Here is a 14,298-nt window from a genome sequence, read left to right on the forward strand (position 1 = left end):
ATATTCAAACTAACAAATATTATTATTTGAACGTATTTTATTTCGTACTATTCGAAATATCATTAACCACTTTAAAACCATATAAAGGGAATTTATGAAAAGACATATTTTGACTCTCTCCGCTGTTGCTACTGCCTTGGTTTCTGCTTCAGCCTGCGCGGAATACCAGTGGGGATTTGCTGATGTCAGCATGAACTACCTTGACTGGAATAAACATACCACCCAAAAAACCGGAAAAACTTCGCATAAAGACGATTTTGCTTATATGGAACTGGAAGGTGGAGCAGGCTTTAGTTGGGGAGAACTATATGGTTTCGCTGATTTAGAAAATCCATTTAACAGCAAAACGGCCCAGCCAGGTGATAACCAACGTTATGCTTTCAAAACAACAGGCCGCTTCTATTTGGGTGATACGGGTTTCAACCTCTATGGTCACGTCTATGGCGTCTATTCATTACCCGGTAAAGCGAATGGCGGAAACTTCCACGAAGTCAACACACTCTACGGACTGGGCTACAATACCAGTCTTGCAGGAGTGTGGTTCAAGCCTTTCGTCGCACTGCACTATGTTGACCAAACTTTCTACTCAGGCAATAACGGTTATGTGGCAGGCTGGGTTGCAGGGTACGATTTCAACCTTTGGGAACAAAAATTCAGCGTTACAAACTGGAATGAAATTGAACTGAACCGCAATAAACGCTACGGTAACGGCGGACGCGATGGTATCAATGGCGCTATCGCACTGTGGTGGACTCCACATCCTTCCTTTACAACTGGCGTTCAGTACCGTTATGCAGATAACAAATTGGGCGAAGATTTCTGGCAGGATGCTATTGTTTACAGTGTAAAATATAACTTCTAGGGATTAATTTAACACATGGGCAGCCTCTGGCTGCTCATTAAGACCAATAAACAGGGGTTATCCCATTATTCATAACCTGTATTTACGGAATTTCCCCTTTGGTTTTCGCCAATTTTTTCTTTTAAAAAATAGCATCTTAATCTAAAATAATTATCCATTTTGATTCCTTGGTGAAGATAACCATCCGAAATTAACGTTTTGTTAAATCTCATACCACATGTGATCTCTCTAACATAAAAAGCCTACAAGCCAACTTGCTTCTATTACAATTGTTTACACTCCGGTAACCTTACCGTAGAATGCCCCCACTGATGAAACGACAATAAAGCTTTTGTTATCTGGGGTCGCTCAATGAGACTTATGAAATACAAAAAAACTATTGGGTTATCGTCACTACTCGCAGCCACTTTAATGCTAAGTGGTTGCGATATGGTATTGATGAATCCCAAAGGGGCGATCGGCGTTGAACAAAAAACGCTGATTCTGACAGCGTTTGGCCTGATGCTGATCGTTGTTATTCCGGCAATTGTAATGGCAATCGTCTTTGCCTTACGTTACCGGGAAGCCAATAAATCTGCAACTTATCGTCCAAACTGGGCACACTCAAATAAAATTGAGCTTGTCGTTTGGACTGTGCCTATCCTGATTATCATTATCTTGGCGACGATTACATGGAAAACAACTCATGAACTCGATCCATACAAGCCATTGGACAGTGATGTAAAACCGGTGACAATAGAAGTGATTTCCCTTGACTGGAAATGGCTGTTTATCTATCCGGAACAGGGTATTGCAACCGTAAACGAAATTGTATTCCCTAAAGATGTGCCAATTAACTTCAAAATCACCTCAGACTCTGTGATGAACTCTTTCTTCATCCCACAGTTGGGTGGTCAGATTTATGCCATGGCAGGCATGCAGACAAAACTGCACTTAATTGCTAACTCTGCGGGTAAATACGATGGATTCTCAGCGAGTTACAGTGGTCATGGCTTCTCAGGCATGAAATTCACTGCAACGGCAACTGATGATCGGGCAGGTTTTGAAGAGTGGGTGCAGAAAGTAAAAGCATCACCTAAAACCCTGGATACCGTGCAAGCATTCAATGGCTTGGCTAAACCTAGCCAAAACAATCCCGTTGAATACTTCTCAAGCGTGAAACCAAAACTGTTCCAAGAAACTATCGCCAAATTCATGGGTGACATGGGCCATGGTGGTATGCATGGTATGGCAGGTCATGGCAAAACAGAACATGGTGAAGCTGCGGGTCATAATATGAATATGAGTCAGCCGGCTCATTCAGGTGTTGAGGAATAAAGGCATGTGGGGAAAATTAACACTGGATGCGATCCCATTACATGAACCCATTATTGTGGTGACATTGTTGGGGATCCTGCTTGGGGGGCTGGTCGTTGTTGGTTCCCTAACTTATTTCCGTAAATGGAAATGGCTCTGGAGTGAATGGTTAACCAGCGTTGACCATAAGAAAATTGGTGTCATGTACATCGTTGTTGCGATGGTGATGATGCTTCGTGGTTTCGCTGACGCCATTATGATGCGTGGACAGCAAGCCCTTGCTTCCGCTGGCGAAGCAGGCTTCCTGCCCCCGCACCATTATGATCAGATCTTTACCGCCCACGGCGTTATCATGATCTTCTTCATGGCGATGCCTTTCGTTGTCGGCCTGATGAACATTGTTGTTCCTCTGCAAATCGGTGCCCGCGACGTTGCATTCCCATTCTTGAACTCATTAAGTTTCTGGTTATTTGTTGTCGGTGTTGCACTGATCAACCTCTCTCTGGGGGTTGGCGAGTTTGCACAAACAGGTTGGTTGGCATACCCGCCTCTATCCGGTCTGGAGTACAATCCGGGAGTCGGTGTCGATTACTGGATATGGAGCCTTCAGCTCTCCGGTGTGGGTACTTTGCTGACGGGGGTTAACTTCTTCGTGACCATCCTGCGCATGCGCGCACCAGGCATGTCCATGATGAAACTCCCTGTCTTTACATGGGCTTCATTGTGTACCAACGTACTGATTATTGCCGCGTTCCCAATCCTGACAGTCACGATTGCACTGTTAACTCTGGATCGCTATCTGGGCACCCATTTCTTTACCAACGATATGGGCGGCAACATGATGATGTACATCAACCTGATTTGGGCTTGGGGTCACCCTGAAGTTTACATTCTGGTTCTGCCTGTCTTTGGTATCTTCTCTGAAGTCACCGCAACCTTCTCGAAAAAGCGCCTGTTTGGTTATACCTCACTGGTGTGGGCGACCATCGTTATTACCGTCCTGTCGTTCATCGTATGGTTGCACCACTTCTTTACCATGGGTTCCGGCGCGAATGTCAACGCCTTCTTTGGTATCGCCACGATGATTATCTCCATCCCAACCGGGGTTAAGATCTTCAACTGGCTGTTCACCATGTACCGTGGTCGTATTGAATTCAAAACCCCAATGCTGTGGACTGTCGGTTTCTTGGTGACTTTCTCCATTGGTGGTATGACGGGAGTTCTGCTGGCAGTACCAGGTGCAAACTTCGTCCTGCATAACAGCCTGTTCCTGATTGCCCACTTCCATAACGTCATCATCGGTGGTGTCGTCTTCGGCTGCTTCGCAGGTACTACTTACTGGTTCCCGAAAGCATTCGGCTTCACGCTGAATGAAAAATGGGGTGTCCGCGCATTCTGGTTCTGGATCACGGGTTTCTTCGTTGCCTTTATGCCACTGTACGCGCTGGGCTTCATGGGTATGACCCGTCGTCTGAGTCAGGATATCAACCCAGAATTCCACCCACTGCTGGTTGTTGCAGCAGGTGGCGTTGTCTTAATCGCCTTGGGTATTCTGTGTCAGGTTATCCAGTTCTATGTCAGTATCCGTGACCGTGACCAAAACCGCGATTTGACCGGTGACCCGTGGGGTGCCCGTACTCTGGAATGGTCAACTTCATCTCCTCCTCCATTCTATAACTTTGCTGAAGTTCCACACATTCAGACCCGTGATGCGTGGTGGGATATGAAAGAGAAAGGCATTGAATATAAGCGTCCTGCGAAATATGAAGAAATTCATATGCCTAAAAATACCGCCGCAGGTGTGATCATCAGTGCTTTCTGTCTGACCTTAGGCTTTGCTTTGATCTGGCATATCTGGTGGATGGCTATTGCAAGTTTTGCTGGCATCATCATTAGCTGCATCGTGAAAAGCTTTGACGAAGACGTTGATTACTACGTTCCTGTAGCTGAAGTCGAGAAAGTTGAAAATCAGCGTTACGAAGAACTGAGAAAGGCAGGTGTGAAATAATGTCGACTCAAACCCTGAACAACACAGCCGCCCATGACACTCATGGGCATCACGATACAGGAGCCAACAAAGTATTCGGCTTCTGGATCTACCTGATGAGTGACTTGGTTCTGTTTGCAAGTCTGTTTGCTACCTACGCAGTGTTAGCCAATGGCACTGCGGGTGGCCCGTCTGGTAAAGATATTTTTGAACTGGATTTTGTCCTGGTAGAAACCTTCCTGCTGCTATTCAGTAGTATTACCTATGGTTTCGCCATGCTGTGCATGAACAAAGGTAAAGCGTCTCAGGTTAACCTGTGGCTGTTCATTACCTTCCTGTTTGGCCTTGGCTTCGTGTCAATGGAAGTTTATGAATTCCATAAACTGATTTCAGAAGGCTTTGGCCCTGACCACAGTGCATTCCTGTCTTCTTTCTTTGCACTGGTTGCGACTCACGGATTACACGTTACCTTCGGCCTGATTTGGATTGTTATCCTGATAATTCAGGTTTCACGCCGTGGCCTGACTGACGTGAACCGTACCCGTCTGAACTGCCTGAGCCTGTTCTGGCACTTCCTTGACGTGGTATGGATCTGTGTATTTACTGTCGTTTATCTGATGGGAGCGATGTAATGAGTCATCCAAATACTTCTCATTCCGGCGCCAGCCACGGTAGCTTCAAAACCTATATGATTGGTTTTGTTCTGTCAGTCATACTGACCGTGATCCCATTCTGGATGGTGATGGATGGCACGGCTTCACCCAGCACAATCCTGGTGACCGTAATCGCTATGGCTGTCATTCAGATTTTTGTTCATTTCATCTGCTTCCTGCACATGAATACATCGTCTGAAGAGCGTTGGAACTTAATTGCCTTAATATTCACATTACTGGTCATCGCTATTGTTGTTGTTGGCTCCTTGTGGATTATGTACAACCTGAACATCAATATGATGGTTGATTAAGGGTTGATTTAAATGATTAAGCAATACCTGCAAGTGACCAAACCAGGAATTATTTTCGGGAATCTAATTTCTGCGATTGGTGGTTTTCTACTCGCTTCTAAGGGCGTCATAGATTACCCCTTGTTCTTTGCAACCATGGTCGGGGTATCGCTGGTGGTAGCATCAGGTTGTGTATTCAACAACTATATCGACCGCGATATCGACCGTATCATGGAAAGAACAAAAGAAAGGGTCCTTGTGAAAGGGCTTATCGATCCGAAAATCAGCCTGATTTACGCCTCAGTGTTAGGTATTGCTGGCATAGTGCTGCTCTATGTAGCAGCCAATGCCTTAGCAATGCAGTTAGCTCTCATTGGGTTTATCATTTATGTTGGGGTTTATAGCCTCTACATGAAAAGAAAATCTGTTTATGGCACGCTGGTTGGTAGCTTGTCAGGCGCAGCACCTCCTGTGATTGGTTACTGTGCAGTAGCGGGACATTTTGATACAGGCGCGTTGATTTTATTGTTGATCTTCAGCTTGTGGCAAATGCCCCACTCTTACGCCATTGCTATTTTTCGGTTCAAAGATTATCAAGCGGCCAACATCCCAGTATTGCCGGTGATCAAAGGTATTTCCGTCGCGAAAAACCACATCACTCTGTATATTCTGGCCTTTATGGTTGCCACTTTGATGCTGACTATCAGTGGTTATGCGGGTTATAAATATCTCATCGTAGCCGCCGCAGTGAGTATCTGGTGGCTGGGTATGGCATTATCCGGTTATAAAACCTCTGATGATCGTCTTTGGGCCCGCCGGTTATTTGTGTTTTCTATCGTCGCTATCATGTCATTAAGCGTCATGATGTCTGTAGATTCATCGGCATCTCCAGAAAACTTACTGGCTTACGTCTGGTAATATTTAGATGACAGGGTATCCCCTGTCATCTTTTCCCTTTCCTTTTATCTCGTTATTCCATAACAGTTTATTCAATTACAAACGTTATTCGGTTACAAACGCGGCTTTTTCGTTTGCTCTCCCCCAAATGAAATGTCATATCAGATTTTTTGAGGTATCCATGAACGATAATAAAATGACTCCGCTTGAACTTCGGGCGACATGGGGCTTAGGTTCCGTTTTCTCTTTGCGCATGTTAGGCATGTTCATGGTTCTACCTGTTTTGACGACCTATGGCTTAGAGTTACATGATTCAACCGAAGCCCTCATTGGAATTGCCATTGGCATCTACGGATTAACCCAAGCAATATTCCAAATCCCATTTGGGTTACTTTCAGACAAGATTGGCAGGAAACCCTTAATCATTGGCGGGCTACTCATTTTTGTATTAGGCAGTATTATTGCCGCACTCAGTGATTCTATTTGGGGCATAATCATTGGGCGAGCCTTACAAGGCACAGGGGCAATATCCGCCGCTATCATGGCATTACTTTCAGATCTGACTCGTGAACAAAATCGCACAAAGGCAATGGCATTTATTGGTATTAGCTTTGGCATTACATTCGCCTTTGCTATTGTCGCAGGCCCTATTATCACCCACCACATCGGCTTAAATGGCCTATTTGCCGCAATCGCTGTCCTTGCTGGTTGCGCAATTTTAATCACACTGTTCGCCGTACCTAATACACATAAGCATGTGTTGAATCGCGAGTCCGGGTTCGCTCGAGGCAGTTTCAAGCGCGTACTCTCTGATCCTCAGCTACTAAAACTCAATTTTGGCATTCTTAGCCTGCATACTTTATTAATGTCGAGTTTTGTTGCCCTGCCCCTCATCATGGAAAAAGTAGGTTTTCCTCCGCAACAACACTGGAAAGTCTATTTAATTACTACCCTTATTTCTTTCGTTGCCGTTCTGCCTTTTATTATTTATGCGGAAACCAAACGCCGCATGAAGCAAGTATTCTTACTTTGCATCGGTATGCTATTCATTGCTGAAGTCGTCTTATGGTCGCAGGGAGCCCATCTTTGGGGGATCTTTGCCGGCATCCAGATCTTCTTTCTGGCATTCAATATTATGGAGGCCATTTTGCCTTCACTTATCAGCAAAGAAGCGCCGGCAGGTTACAAAGGCACAGCCATGGGCGTTTACTCTACCAGCCAATTCCTTGGGGTTGCTTTAGGGGGCGGCCTTGGCGGAATGCTCTACGAACTTCAAGGTGCATCACTGGTATTTATGGGAGGCATCGCGCTGACGGCACTCTGGTTCATTATCAGCCTCACATTGCGGCAGCCTCCATATGTCAGCAGCATCAGGCTCGTTTTGCCTGAGCCATTACGTAACCCGGAGAGTCTGGAGGAAAAGATATTGGCACAAAATGGCGTAAAAGATGTCGTCATTGCAGCAGAAGAGCTTAGCGCTTATGTCAAAGTCGATACCAAACTGACCAACCGCCAACAATTAGAGCAGATTGTTTTGTCCCATGAATAATTTGCTACCTGCATGACAAAATGGGGTTTTCCACCCACGGTATGTTTAATAAAAAAGTACAGTGTTATTACACACCGTACTTTTTTTATTTATTCAGTAAACCCTTAAGCTGATATCCCGTCACAGAAATAATGCATTATTATCTTATGCAAAACGGCAATTAGTCGCGGAAATTCGTAAACTGGAAAGGCTGCCCTAACTCTGCGCCACGCACCAATGCCATTACGCTTTGTAGATCGTCACGGGCTTTGCCCGTTACCCGCACTTGTTCACCCTGGATCTGGGCTTGTACTTTCAGCTTACTGTCTTTAATCAGTTTCACAATTTTCTTCGCCAGCGGCGTATCAATACCTTGCAGCATCGTTGCTTCTACACTGTACGTTTTACCACTGTGAACCCTATTTTCAGGAACATTGAGTACGGAACCATCAATTCCGCGTTTTGCAAACTTTTCACGCAGAATATCGACTAATTGGTTTACCTGAAAATCAGATTCGCTCGCAATTTTAACGGATTCGTTCTTTTCGTTTAATTCAAAACTCGCGTTGACGTTGCGGAAATCCCAGCGATTGGTTAACTCCCTCTGTGCGTTTTCTACCGCGTTACGCACTTCCTGCATATCAACTTCTGAAACAATATCAAATGATGGCATTACCCGTCACCTCCGACTAATCAACAAATCGGCATGATAACCGCTTTCCATTATTGGCAAAAGATCTATACTCGGGGAGTTTAGCGATCTTTTGGAATTTGTCCTGTTTCGAGGTCAGCTAGCGTTAAATCTAAAACCGAGGTTCCCCCATGACTGCGTCCCTCAAGGAAGAAACATGAAAATAACCGTGCTTGGCTGTGGCGCTATAGGCAAACTGTGGCTTGCCGCCCTATCCCAACAGAATCACAGTATTCAGGGGTGGCTAAGGGTTCCACAACCTCTTTTTTCTGTCCGGATTGAAAACTTCAAGGGTAAAACATTTAATCAGCAATTTCCGGCTAATGATGAAAAACACCTCGCTGAAAGTGAGTTACTTCTCGTTTGTTTAAAAGCATGGCAGGTTTCTGATGCCATTAATCACCTTGCAGAGAAACTTTCTCCTCATTGTCCCATCTTGTTATTACACAATGGCATGGGTACGCAGGAAGAATTCTTATCTTTCCCTAATCCCCTTTTACTGGGTGTTACCACTCATGGCGCCTATCGGGAAAATGGCATTGTTTATCATAAATCGCAAGGTATAACGCACATTGGCCCCCTGACCGTTAAATCCAGCAAATTCAGTATATTAGCTGATATTTTACACCATGCACTTCCCGATGTGGCGTGGCATAATGAAATACACTCCATCAGTTGGATGAAACTGGCCGTCAATTGTGTCATTAATCCACTCACCGTCATGTATGATTGCAAAAATGGTGAATTACAACACCATCTGGCACACATTCGGTTATTATGCGCTGAAATTCACCAAGTCATGGAACTGGATGGTGTCCATACAACCAGACAGACACTGATGGATTACGTCATGGATGTGATTGAGCAAACTGCCGAAAATTACTCATCCATGCTGCAAGATATACGTACACAACGACATACAGAAATAGACTACATCACCGGCTTCCTGCTGCGCCGCGCCCGTATATACGGCCTGTCAGTCACAGAAAATACGGCTGTTTATCATTATATTAAGCACAAGGAGGGAGAATATGAGCGCCTCAGCCCTTATTTGCCTGACTCATGGCAGTGAAGAAATCATTTTCCTGCACGGGCTGCTTACAGGACATGTTCTATAATAAGCAGCCCGACAGTCTTGATTTCAAATTAAGGCCGATACACTTTCACGTTTTCGAAACCTTGTTCACGCAGGTAAAGTGCCTGTAAACGGCTCATCACACCACGCTCACAATAAAGCAAATAGGTTTTTTCCTTCGGCAAATCACCAAATTGGGTACTCAGCTTGTAAAAAGGCAATCGCTGAATCTCAATATTGTCCATGCTTAATGGGCGATCATCCTGCTCATCCGGGGAACGGATATCCAGCAACACGTCATTGGCGGAAAACTCTGTCACCATTTCCACTTCCACCACTTGCTCACTGCTTTGTTCTGCAATCTGACGGATATCCAGATTCTGAGCCTCACTGACAACCCGCTCTAAGATCTCAAAGTCAAAATTGTTTTCTTCTGCTTCAATTTTGGCCTTAACCGCTTTCACGGTTGGGCTTTTTGAAATCACGCCACAAAATTCTGGCATGGTACGAGCGAAATCTTCGGTGCCAATTTCACGCGCCAATTTAATGATGTGCTCTTTATCATGAGAAATCAGAGGGCGAAGGATCAACGTATCTGAGGCATTGTCAATCAACCGCAAATTGGTCAAGGTTTGGCTGGAAACCTGCCCCAACGCTTCCCCCGTGACTATCGCTTGCACACCGTAACGCTCAGCAACTTTTGACGCCGCCCTGACCATCATTCTTTTCAGCACAACGCCCATTTGGCCGTCTTCAACCTTTTCCAGAATTTCTGCAACCACAGGTTCAAAATCGACAGCGACAAAACGCACCTTATGGGAACTGCCAAACCGGTTCCATAAATAATGAGCAACCTGTTTCACCCCAATTTCATGGGCAGAACCCCCAAGATTAAAGAAGCAGTAATGCACACGGCAACCACGACGCATCAACATATAACTGGAAACGCCGGAATCAAATCCACCAGAAATGAGCGACAGCACATCTTCCTGGGTACCAATGGGGAAGCCGCCGATCCCTTCATGCCGCGCTTTAACCAGAATTAATGTGTCCTGATCAACTTCCAAATTGACGGTTACATCTGGATGGGTCAACTTAACTTTAGCGGATTCAACATGCTGGTTCAGCCCACCACCCACATAGCGTTCTACTTCATTGGACGTAAAACTGTGTTTGCCACGGCGTTTGACTCGAACACAGAACGTTTTGCCGGGCAATAAGTGGCCGTATGTTTCGTAGGTTTGTTCAAAGATATGATGTAAGTCACGAAAATCGCGTTCTTCGACTTGCAGGATATGGTGGATACCCGGAATGCGGGTTAGTGCATCACAAATTTCTGCGCCGAGATCATCATTTTTCACCCGAACTTCGATATTATCCCAGTGACGAACAACAGCAATCCCTTCTCCGAAGGTTTTCAGCACATTACGGATATTGCTGGCAAGAATTTTAATGAAGCGTAAGCGGACAGTCTGGCTCTTGATCGTAATTTCAGGGAATAATTTAATGATAAACTTCATAGTAAGATATAGTAGTCATTCAATGTTGAACTATCACAAACAATACCAATGATGGTTCTTAAGTGTTCAGTTGGATAGGGTGCAGAGTATAACATCATCTCGCTATATCGACTGTAAAAAAACAGCGGTAACGCATGATTTATTTTTCGTGGTGTAGTAGGGTATTCTGCAATTCCGTAACGAACTTGCTTTGCTGTAATTCGTTAAATAACCATACGTTAAGTCATTATGTCTAAAGCAAATCAAACATCAAAAACCGAACAGACGCCAGTATTTGAGACCTCTCTGAAAGAGCTGGAAGAAATTGTTATTCGGCTGGAATCCGGGGATCTCCCATTAGAAGATGCGTTGAATGAATTTGAACGCGGAATTCAACTTGCAAGACAGGGGCAGAAAACTCTCCAGCAGGCGGAGCAACGAGTGCAAATTTTATTGAGTCATGACGCACAATCGCCACTTGATGAATTTTCGTCCGATACTGAGTGAATTTATGTCTGAACAATATAAAACTCGTATTGAAGAGCACGCTTTTACAGAAAAATTGCACGCTTGTCAGCAACATGTCAATGACAGGCTGATGGCAGCATTTTCTTCATTACCCTTTTTAAACAGCCCATTAGGTGCAGCAATGCAGCACGGGGCGGTACTGGGAGGGAAACGGCTGCGCCCATTTTTAATTTACAGTGTGGGCGAAATGTTTGGCCTGCCGAAAAAGAGTCTTGATGCCGCAGCCATCGCATTAGAGTGCATCCATGCGTATTCATTGATCCATGATGATTTACCCGCCATGGATAACGACGACTTACGCCGTGGTCAACCCACCTGCCACATCAAATTTGGTGAGGATCATGCTATTCTGGCGGGTGATGCCTTACAGTCATTGGCTTTTGAAATCCTGGCGACGCAAGACATGCCGGATGTCGCTTTATCCGACCGTCTTGCCATGATCGCTGAACTGGCCGGTGCCAGCGGTTTTGCCGGGATGTGTGGTGGGCAATCACTCGATTTGGAAGCAGAAGGTAAACAGATAGACCTTGCCTCGCTGGAGCAAATCCACCGACATAAAACGGGCGCATTAATACGTGCCGCCGCGCGAATGGGGGCTTATGGTGCGGGGCGACGTGGCCGTGAAGTGCTGCCTTTACTGGATCAATATACCCAAGCCATTGGTCTCGCATTTCAGGTACATGATGATATTTTGGATGTCATTGGCAATACTGAAATCATCGGCAAGCGTCAGGGCAACGATCAACAGCTCGGTAAAAGTACCTACCCTGCCCTATTGGGTCTGGAACAAGCCCAGAAAAAAGCCCGGGATCTGCATGAAGAAGCGATAGCCGCACTCACTGCACTGGAAAAACTGTCGTATAACACCACAACCTTAAAAGAACTGGCTGGTTTTATCATTGAGAGAAACAGCTAAAAAATAGACCCTATTACTCATCAATTAATAGGGTCATTAGTGATGTAACAACCCAATAACCAATAAAAACGTCTTATGGGGTGAACCCGGAAATGACACACGGATAATAACAGGGTTCTTAATCTTCAACTTCTAACGGGTATAGCATTTTATACAGGCATAGCATGAGCATTGATATAGCGAAATATCCAACATTGGCATTGGCAGAAACTCCAGAAGAGCTTCGCCTGCTACCCAAAGACACTTTGCCAAAGTTATGCGATGAACTGCGTCAATTTTTGCTGAACAGTGTCAGCCGCTCCAGTGGTCACTTTGCTTCCGGCCTTGGCGCTATCGAATTAACCGTCGCACTCCACTATGTTTATAAAACCCCCTTTGACAATTTAGTCTGGGATGTAGGTCATCAGGCCTACCCACATAAAATTTTAACCGGACGTCGTGATCGCATTGATACTATTCGCCAGAAAAATGGGCTGCACCCCTTCCCATGGCGAAATGAAAGTGTGTATGACACCTTATGTGTAGGTCACTCATCCACCTCAATCAGCGCCGGATTGGGTATGGCAATCGCGGCGAGACACGAAAGCAAAGGCCGCAAAACCGTCTGCGTCATTGGCGATGGCGCCATCACGGCGGGCATGGCTTTTGAAGCCATGAACCATGCCGGGGATATTGACCCCGATATGCTGGTTATTCTCAATGACAATGAAATGTCTATCTCTGAAAACGTCGGGGCTTTGAATAACCATCTGGCACAACTGCTGTCGGGCAAATTGTATACAACCCTACGGGAAAGCGGCAAAAAAGTCTTTTCCAACCTGCCCCCGATCAAAGAGTTGCTGAAAAAGACCGAAGAACATCTTAAAGGCATGGTCGTTCCCGGAACCCTGTTTGAAGAACTAGGGTTTAACTACATCGGGCCGGTCGATGGTCATGACGTACTGGCGCTGACCCAAACCTTAAAAAATATGCGGGAGCTGAAAGGGCCACAATTCCTGCATGTTATGACTAAAAAAGGTCGTGGTTATGCACCGGCGGAAAAAGATCCGATTAGCTGGCATGCCGTCCCCAAATTCGATCCCGCTACCGGTTCTCTGCCGAAAAACGCAGATACTCGCCCGACATTTTCCAAAATCTTCGGTGACTGGCTATGTGAAGCTGCTTCACATGACAAAAAACTGATGGCGATCACCCCAGCTATGCGGGAAGGCTCCGGCATGGTCCGTTTCTCCCGTGAGTATCCTGAACAATATTTTGATGCCGCGATTGCTGAACAGCATTCCGTCACGTTTGCAGCCGGTTTGGCTATCGGGGGTTACAAACCCATCGTCGCCATTTATTCCACGTTCCTGCAACGCGCTTATGATCAGGTGATCCACGACATAGCCATCCAAAACCTGCCGGTTTTGTTTGCCATCGACCGTGGCGGTATTGTCGGCGCAGATGGGCAAACCCATCAAGGCGCATTCGATCTTTCCTTCCTGCGTTGTATCCCAAATATGGTGATTATGGCCCCCAGCGATGAAAACGAATGCCGCCAGATGCTGCATACCGGGCATCATTACCAAGAAGGGCCTGCCGCTGTCCGTTATCCTCGCGGTGCAGGAACCGGTGCCGAACTCCAGCCACTGGAAACACTGCCCATCGGTAAAGGTGTACTCCGCCGTCAGGGAGAGCGGATCGCGATCCTCAACTTTGGCACATTATTTCCCTATGCACTGCAAGCGGCTGAAAACCTGAATGCAACGGTTGTCGATATGCGCTTTGTCAAACCACTGGATAAGGAACTGATACTGGACATGGCAGCTAACCATGATTTACTGGTGACTTTGGAAGAAAACGCCATCATGGGTGGCGCAGGCAGTGGCGTTAACGAATTGCTGATGCAGGAAAAGCGCACAATTCCTGTATTAAACCTTGGCTTACCGGATTATTTTATCCCCCAGGGAACACAGCAAGAGCTGCACGCTGATTTAGGCCTTGATGTGGCAGGTATTCAAAACAGTATTGAGAAATATTTGGCTAAATAACCTGAATCCTACTTAAAAAACAACTAAGTGCCTGAGGTACGATCAA

At 45.7% G+C, this 14,298-nt stretch carries 13 protein-coding genes; 11 read left to right on the forward strand and 2 right to left on the reverse strand.

Annotation, left to right across the window (positions count from 1 at the left end; all coding sequences use genetic code 11):
* The first annotated feature begins 94 nt into the window (after positions 1–94).
* From Xbed_RS02745 to Xbed_RS02775, 7 genes are all read left to right on the forward strand, one after another.
* Positions 95–862, forward strand: a complete 768-nt coding sequence (locus Xbed_RS02745; RefSeq protein ID WP_086111421.1) for a nucleoside-specific channel-forming Tsx family protein — start codon at positions 95–97, stop codon at positions 860–862.
* A gap of 351 nt (positions 863–1,213) precedes the next feature.
* Positions 1,214–2,179: a cytochrome o ubiquinol oxidase subunit II gene (cyoA, locus tag Xbed_RS02750; RefSeq protein WP_086111422.1), complete on the forward strand. Its 966-nt coding sequence runs from the start codon at positions 1,214–1,216 to the stop codon at positions 2,177–2,179.
* Positions 2,180–2,183: 4 nt separating this feature from the next.
* A complete protein-coding gene (gene cyoB / locus Xbed_RS02755) occupies positions 2,184–4,166 on the forward strand; it encodes a cytochrome o ubiquinol oxidase subunit I (RefSeq protein ID WP_086111423.1) in 1,983 nt (660 codons plus the stop codon).
* Entirely contained in the window at positions 4,166–4,777 is a 612-nt protein-coding gene (locus tag Xbed_RS02760) for a cytochrome o ubiquinol oxidase subunit III (RefSeq protein WP_086111424.1), read from the forward strand. Before cyoB ends, Xbed_RS02760 begins: the two co-directional genes overlap by 1 nt.
* Entirely contained in the window at positions 4,777–5,109 is a 333-nt protein-coding gene (locus Xbed_RS02765; protein ID WP_086111425.1) for a cytochrome o ubiquinol oxidase subunit IV, read from the forward strand. The genes Xbed_RS02760 and Xbed_RS02765 overlap by 1 nt, the downstream gene beginning before the upstream one ends.
* A 12-nt stretch (positions 5,110–5,121) precedes the next feature.
* Positions 5,122–6,006, forward strand: a complete 885-nt coding sequence (cyoE, locus tag Xbed_RS02770) for a heme o synthase (RefSeq protein WP_086111426.1) — start codon at positions 5,122–5,124, stop codon at positions 6,004–6,006.
* A gap of 160 nt (positions 6,007–6,166) precedes the next feature.
* Entirely contained in the window at positions 6,167–7,534 is a 1,368-nt protein-coding gene (locus tag Xbed_RS02775) for an MFS transporter (protein WP_086111562.1), read from the forward strand.
* Positions 7,535–7,694: 160 nt separating this feature from the next.
* Here the strand turns inward: Xbed_RS02775 and Xbed_RS02780 are convergent, their stop codons facing one another.
* Positions 7,695–8,186, reverse strand: coding sequence for a YajQ family cyclic di-GMP-binding protein (locus tag Xbed_RS02780; RefSeq protein WP_086111427.1), 492 nt, complete (start codon positions 8,184–8,186; stop codon positions 7,695–7,697).
* 175 nt (positions 8,187–8,361) lie between these two features.
* Here Xbed_RS02780 and panE point away from each other — a divergent pair, with 175 nt between their 5' ends.
* Positions 8,362–9,276, forward strand: a complete 915-nt coding sequence (gene panE / locus Xbed_RS02785) for a 2-dehydropantoate 2-reductase (protein WP_086111428.1) — start codon at positions 8,362–8,364, stop codon at positions 9,274–9,276.
* Positions 9,277–9,350: 74 nt separating this feature from the next.
* On the opposite strand, the gene thiI is transcribed toward panE, so the two are convergent.
* Positions 9,351–10,799 (reverse strand): tRNA uracil 4-sulfurtransferase ThiI, encoded by a 1,449-nt coding sequence (thiI, locus tag Xbed_RS02790; RefSeq protein ID WP_086111429.1) that lies wholly within the window; start codon positions 10,797–10,799, stop codon positions 9,351–9,353.
* Positions 10,800–11,027: 228 nt separating this feature from the next.
* Here thiI and xseB point away from each other — a divergent pair, with 228 nt between their 5' ends.
* The 3 genes from xseB (at position 11,028) to dxs (ending at position 14,252) form a co-directional block, all read left to right on the forward strand.
* A complete protein-coding gene (gene xseB / locus Xbed_RS02795) occupies positions 11,028–11,285 on the forward strand; it encodes an exodeoxyribonuclease VII small subunit (protein WP_086111430.1) in 258 nt (85 codons plus the stop codon).
* Between the two features lie 4 nt (positions 11,286–11,289).
* The gene (ispA, locus tag Xbed_RS02800; RefSeq protein ID WP_086111431.1) at positions 11,290–12,222 is read left to right on the forward strand and encodes a (2E,6E)-farnesyl diphosphate synthase; all 933 of its coding nucleotides are present in this window, start codon (positions 11,290–11,292) and stop codon (positions 12,220–12,222) included.
* 164 nt (positions 12,223–12,386) lie between these two features.
* The gene (gene dxs, locus Xbed_RS02805; RefSeq protein WP_086111432.1) at positions 12,387–14,252 is read left to right on the forward strand and encodes a 1-deoxy-D-xylulose-5-phosphate synthase; all 1,866 of its coding nucleotides are present in this window, start codon (positions 12,387–12,389) and stop codon (positions 14,250–14,252) included.
* The last annotated feature ends 46 nt before the right edge of the window (positions 14,253–14,298 follow it).

The sequence above is a fragment of the Xenorhabdus beddingii genome (genome assembly GCF_002127545.1).
Classification (GTDB): Bacteria; Pseudomonadota; Gammaproteobacteria; order Enterobacterales; family Enterobacteriaceae; genus Xenorhabdus; species Xenorhabdus beddingii.

Coding starts and splice junctions, on each gene's coding strand:
- cyoA (WP_086111422.1), top strand. CDS start 1,214: ATGAGACTTATGAAATACAAAAAAACTATTGGGTTATCGTCACTACTC.
- xseB (WP_086111430.1), top strand. CDS start 11,028: ATGTCTAAAGCAAATCAAACATCAAAAACCGAACAGACGCCAGTATTT.
- thiI (WP_086111429.1), bottom strand. CDS start 10,799: ATGAAGTTTATCATTAAATTATTCCCTGAAATTACGATCAAGAGCCAG.
- cyoB (WP_086111423.1), top strand. CDS start 2,184: ATGTGGGGAAAATTAACACTGGATGCGATCCCATTACATGAACCCATT.
- Xbed_RS02760 (WP_086111424.1), top strand. CDS start 4,166: ATGTCGACTCAAACCCTGAACAACACAGCCGCCCATGACACTCATGGG.
- Xbed_RS02745 (WP_086111421.1), top strand. CDS start 95: ATGAAAAGACATATTTTGACTCTCTCCGCTGTTGCTACTGCCTTGGTT.
- panE (WP_086111428.1), top strand. CDS start 8,362: ATGAAAATAACCGTGCTTGGCTGTGGCGCTATAGGCAAACTGTGGCTT.
- Xbed_RS02775 (WP_086111562.1), top strand. CDS start 6,167: ATGAACGATAATAAAATGACTCCGCTTGAACTTCGGGCGACATGGGGC.
- ispA (WP_086111431.1), top strand. CDS start 11,290: ATGTCTGAACAATATAAAACTCGTATTGAAGAGCACGCTTTTACAGAA.
- Xbed_RS02780 (WP_086111427.1), bottom strand. CDS start 8,186: ATGCCATCATTTGATATTGTTTCAGAAGTTGATATGCAGGAAGTGCGT.
- dxs (WP_086111432.1), top strand. CDS start 12,387: ATGAGCATTGATATAGCGAAATATCCAACATTGGCATTGGCAGAAACT.
- Xbed_RS02765 (WP_086111425.1), top strand. CDS start 4,777: ATGAGTCATCCAAATACTTCTCATTCCGGCGCCAGCCACGGTAGCTTC.
- cyoE (WP_086111426.1), top strand. CDS start 5,122: ATGATTAAGCAATACCTGCAAGTGACCAAACCAGGAATTATTTTCGGG.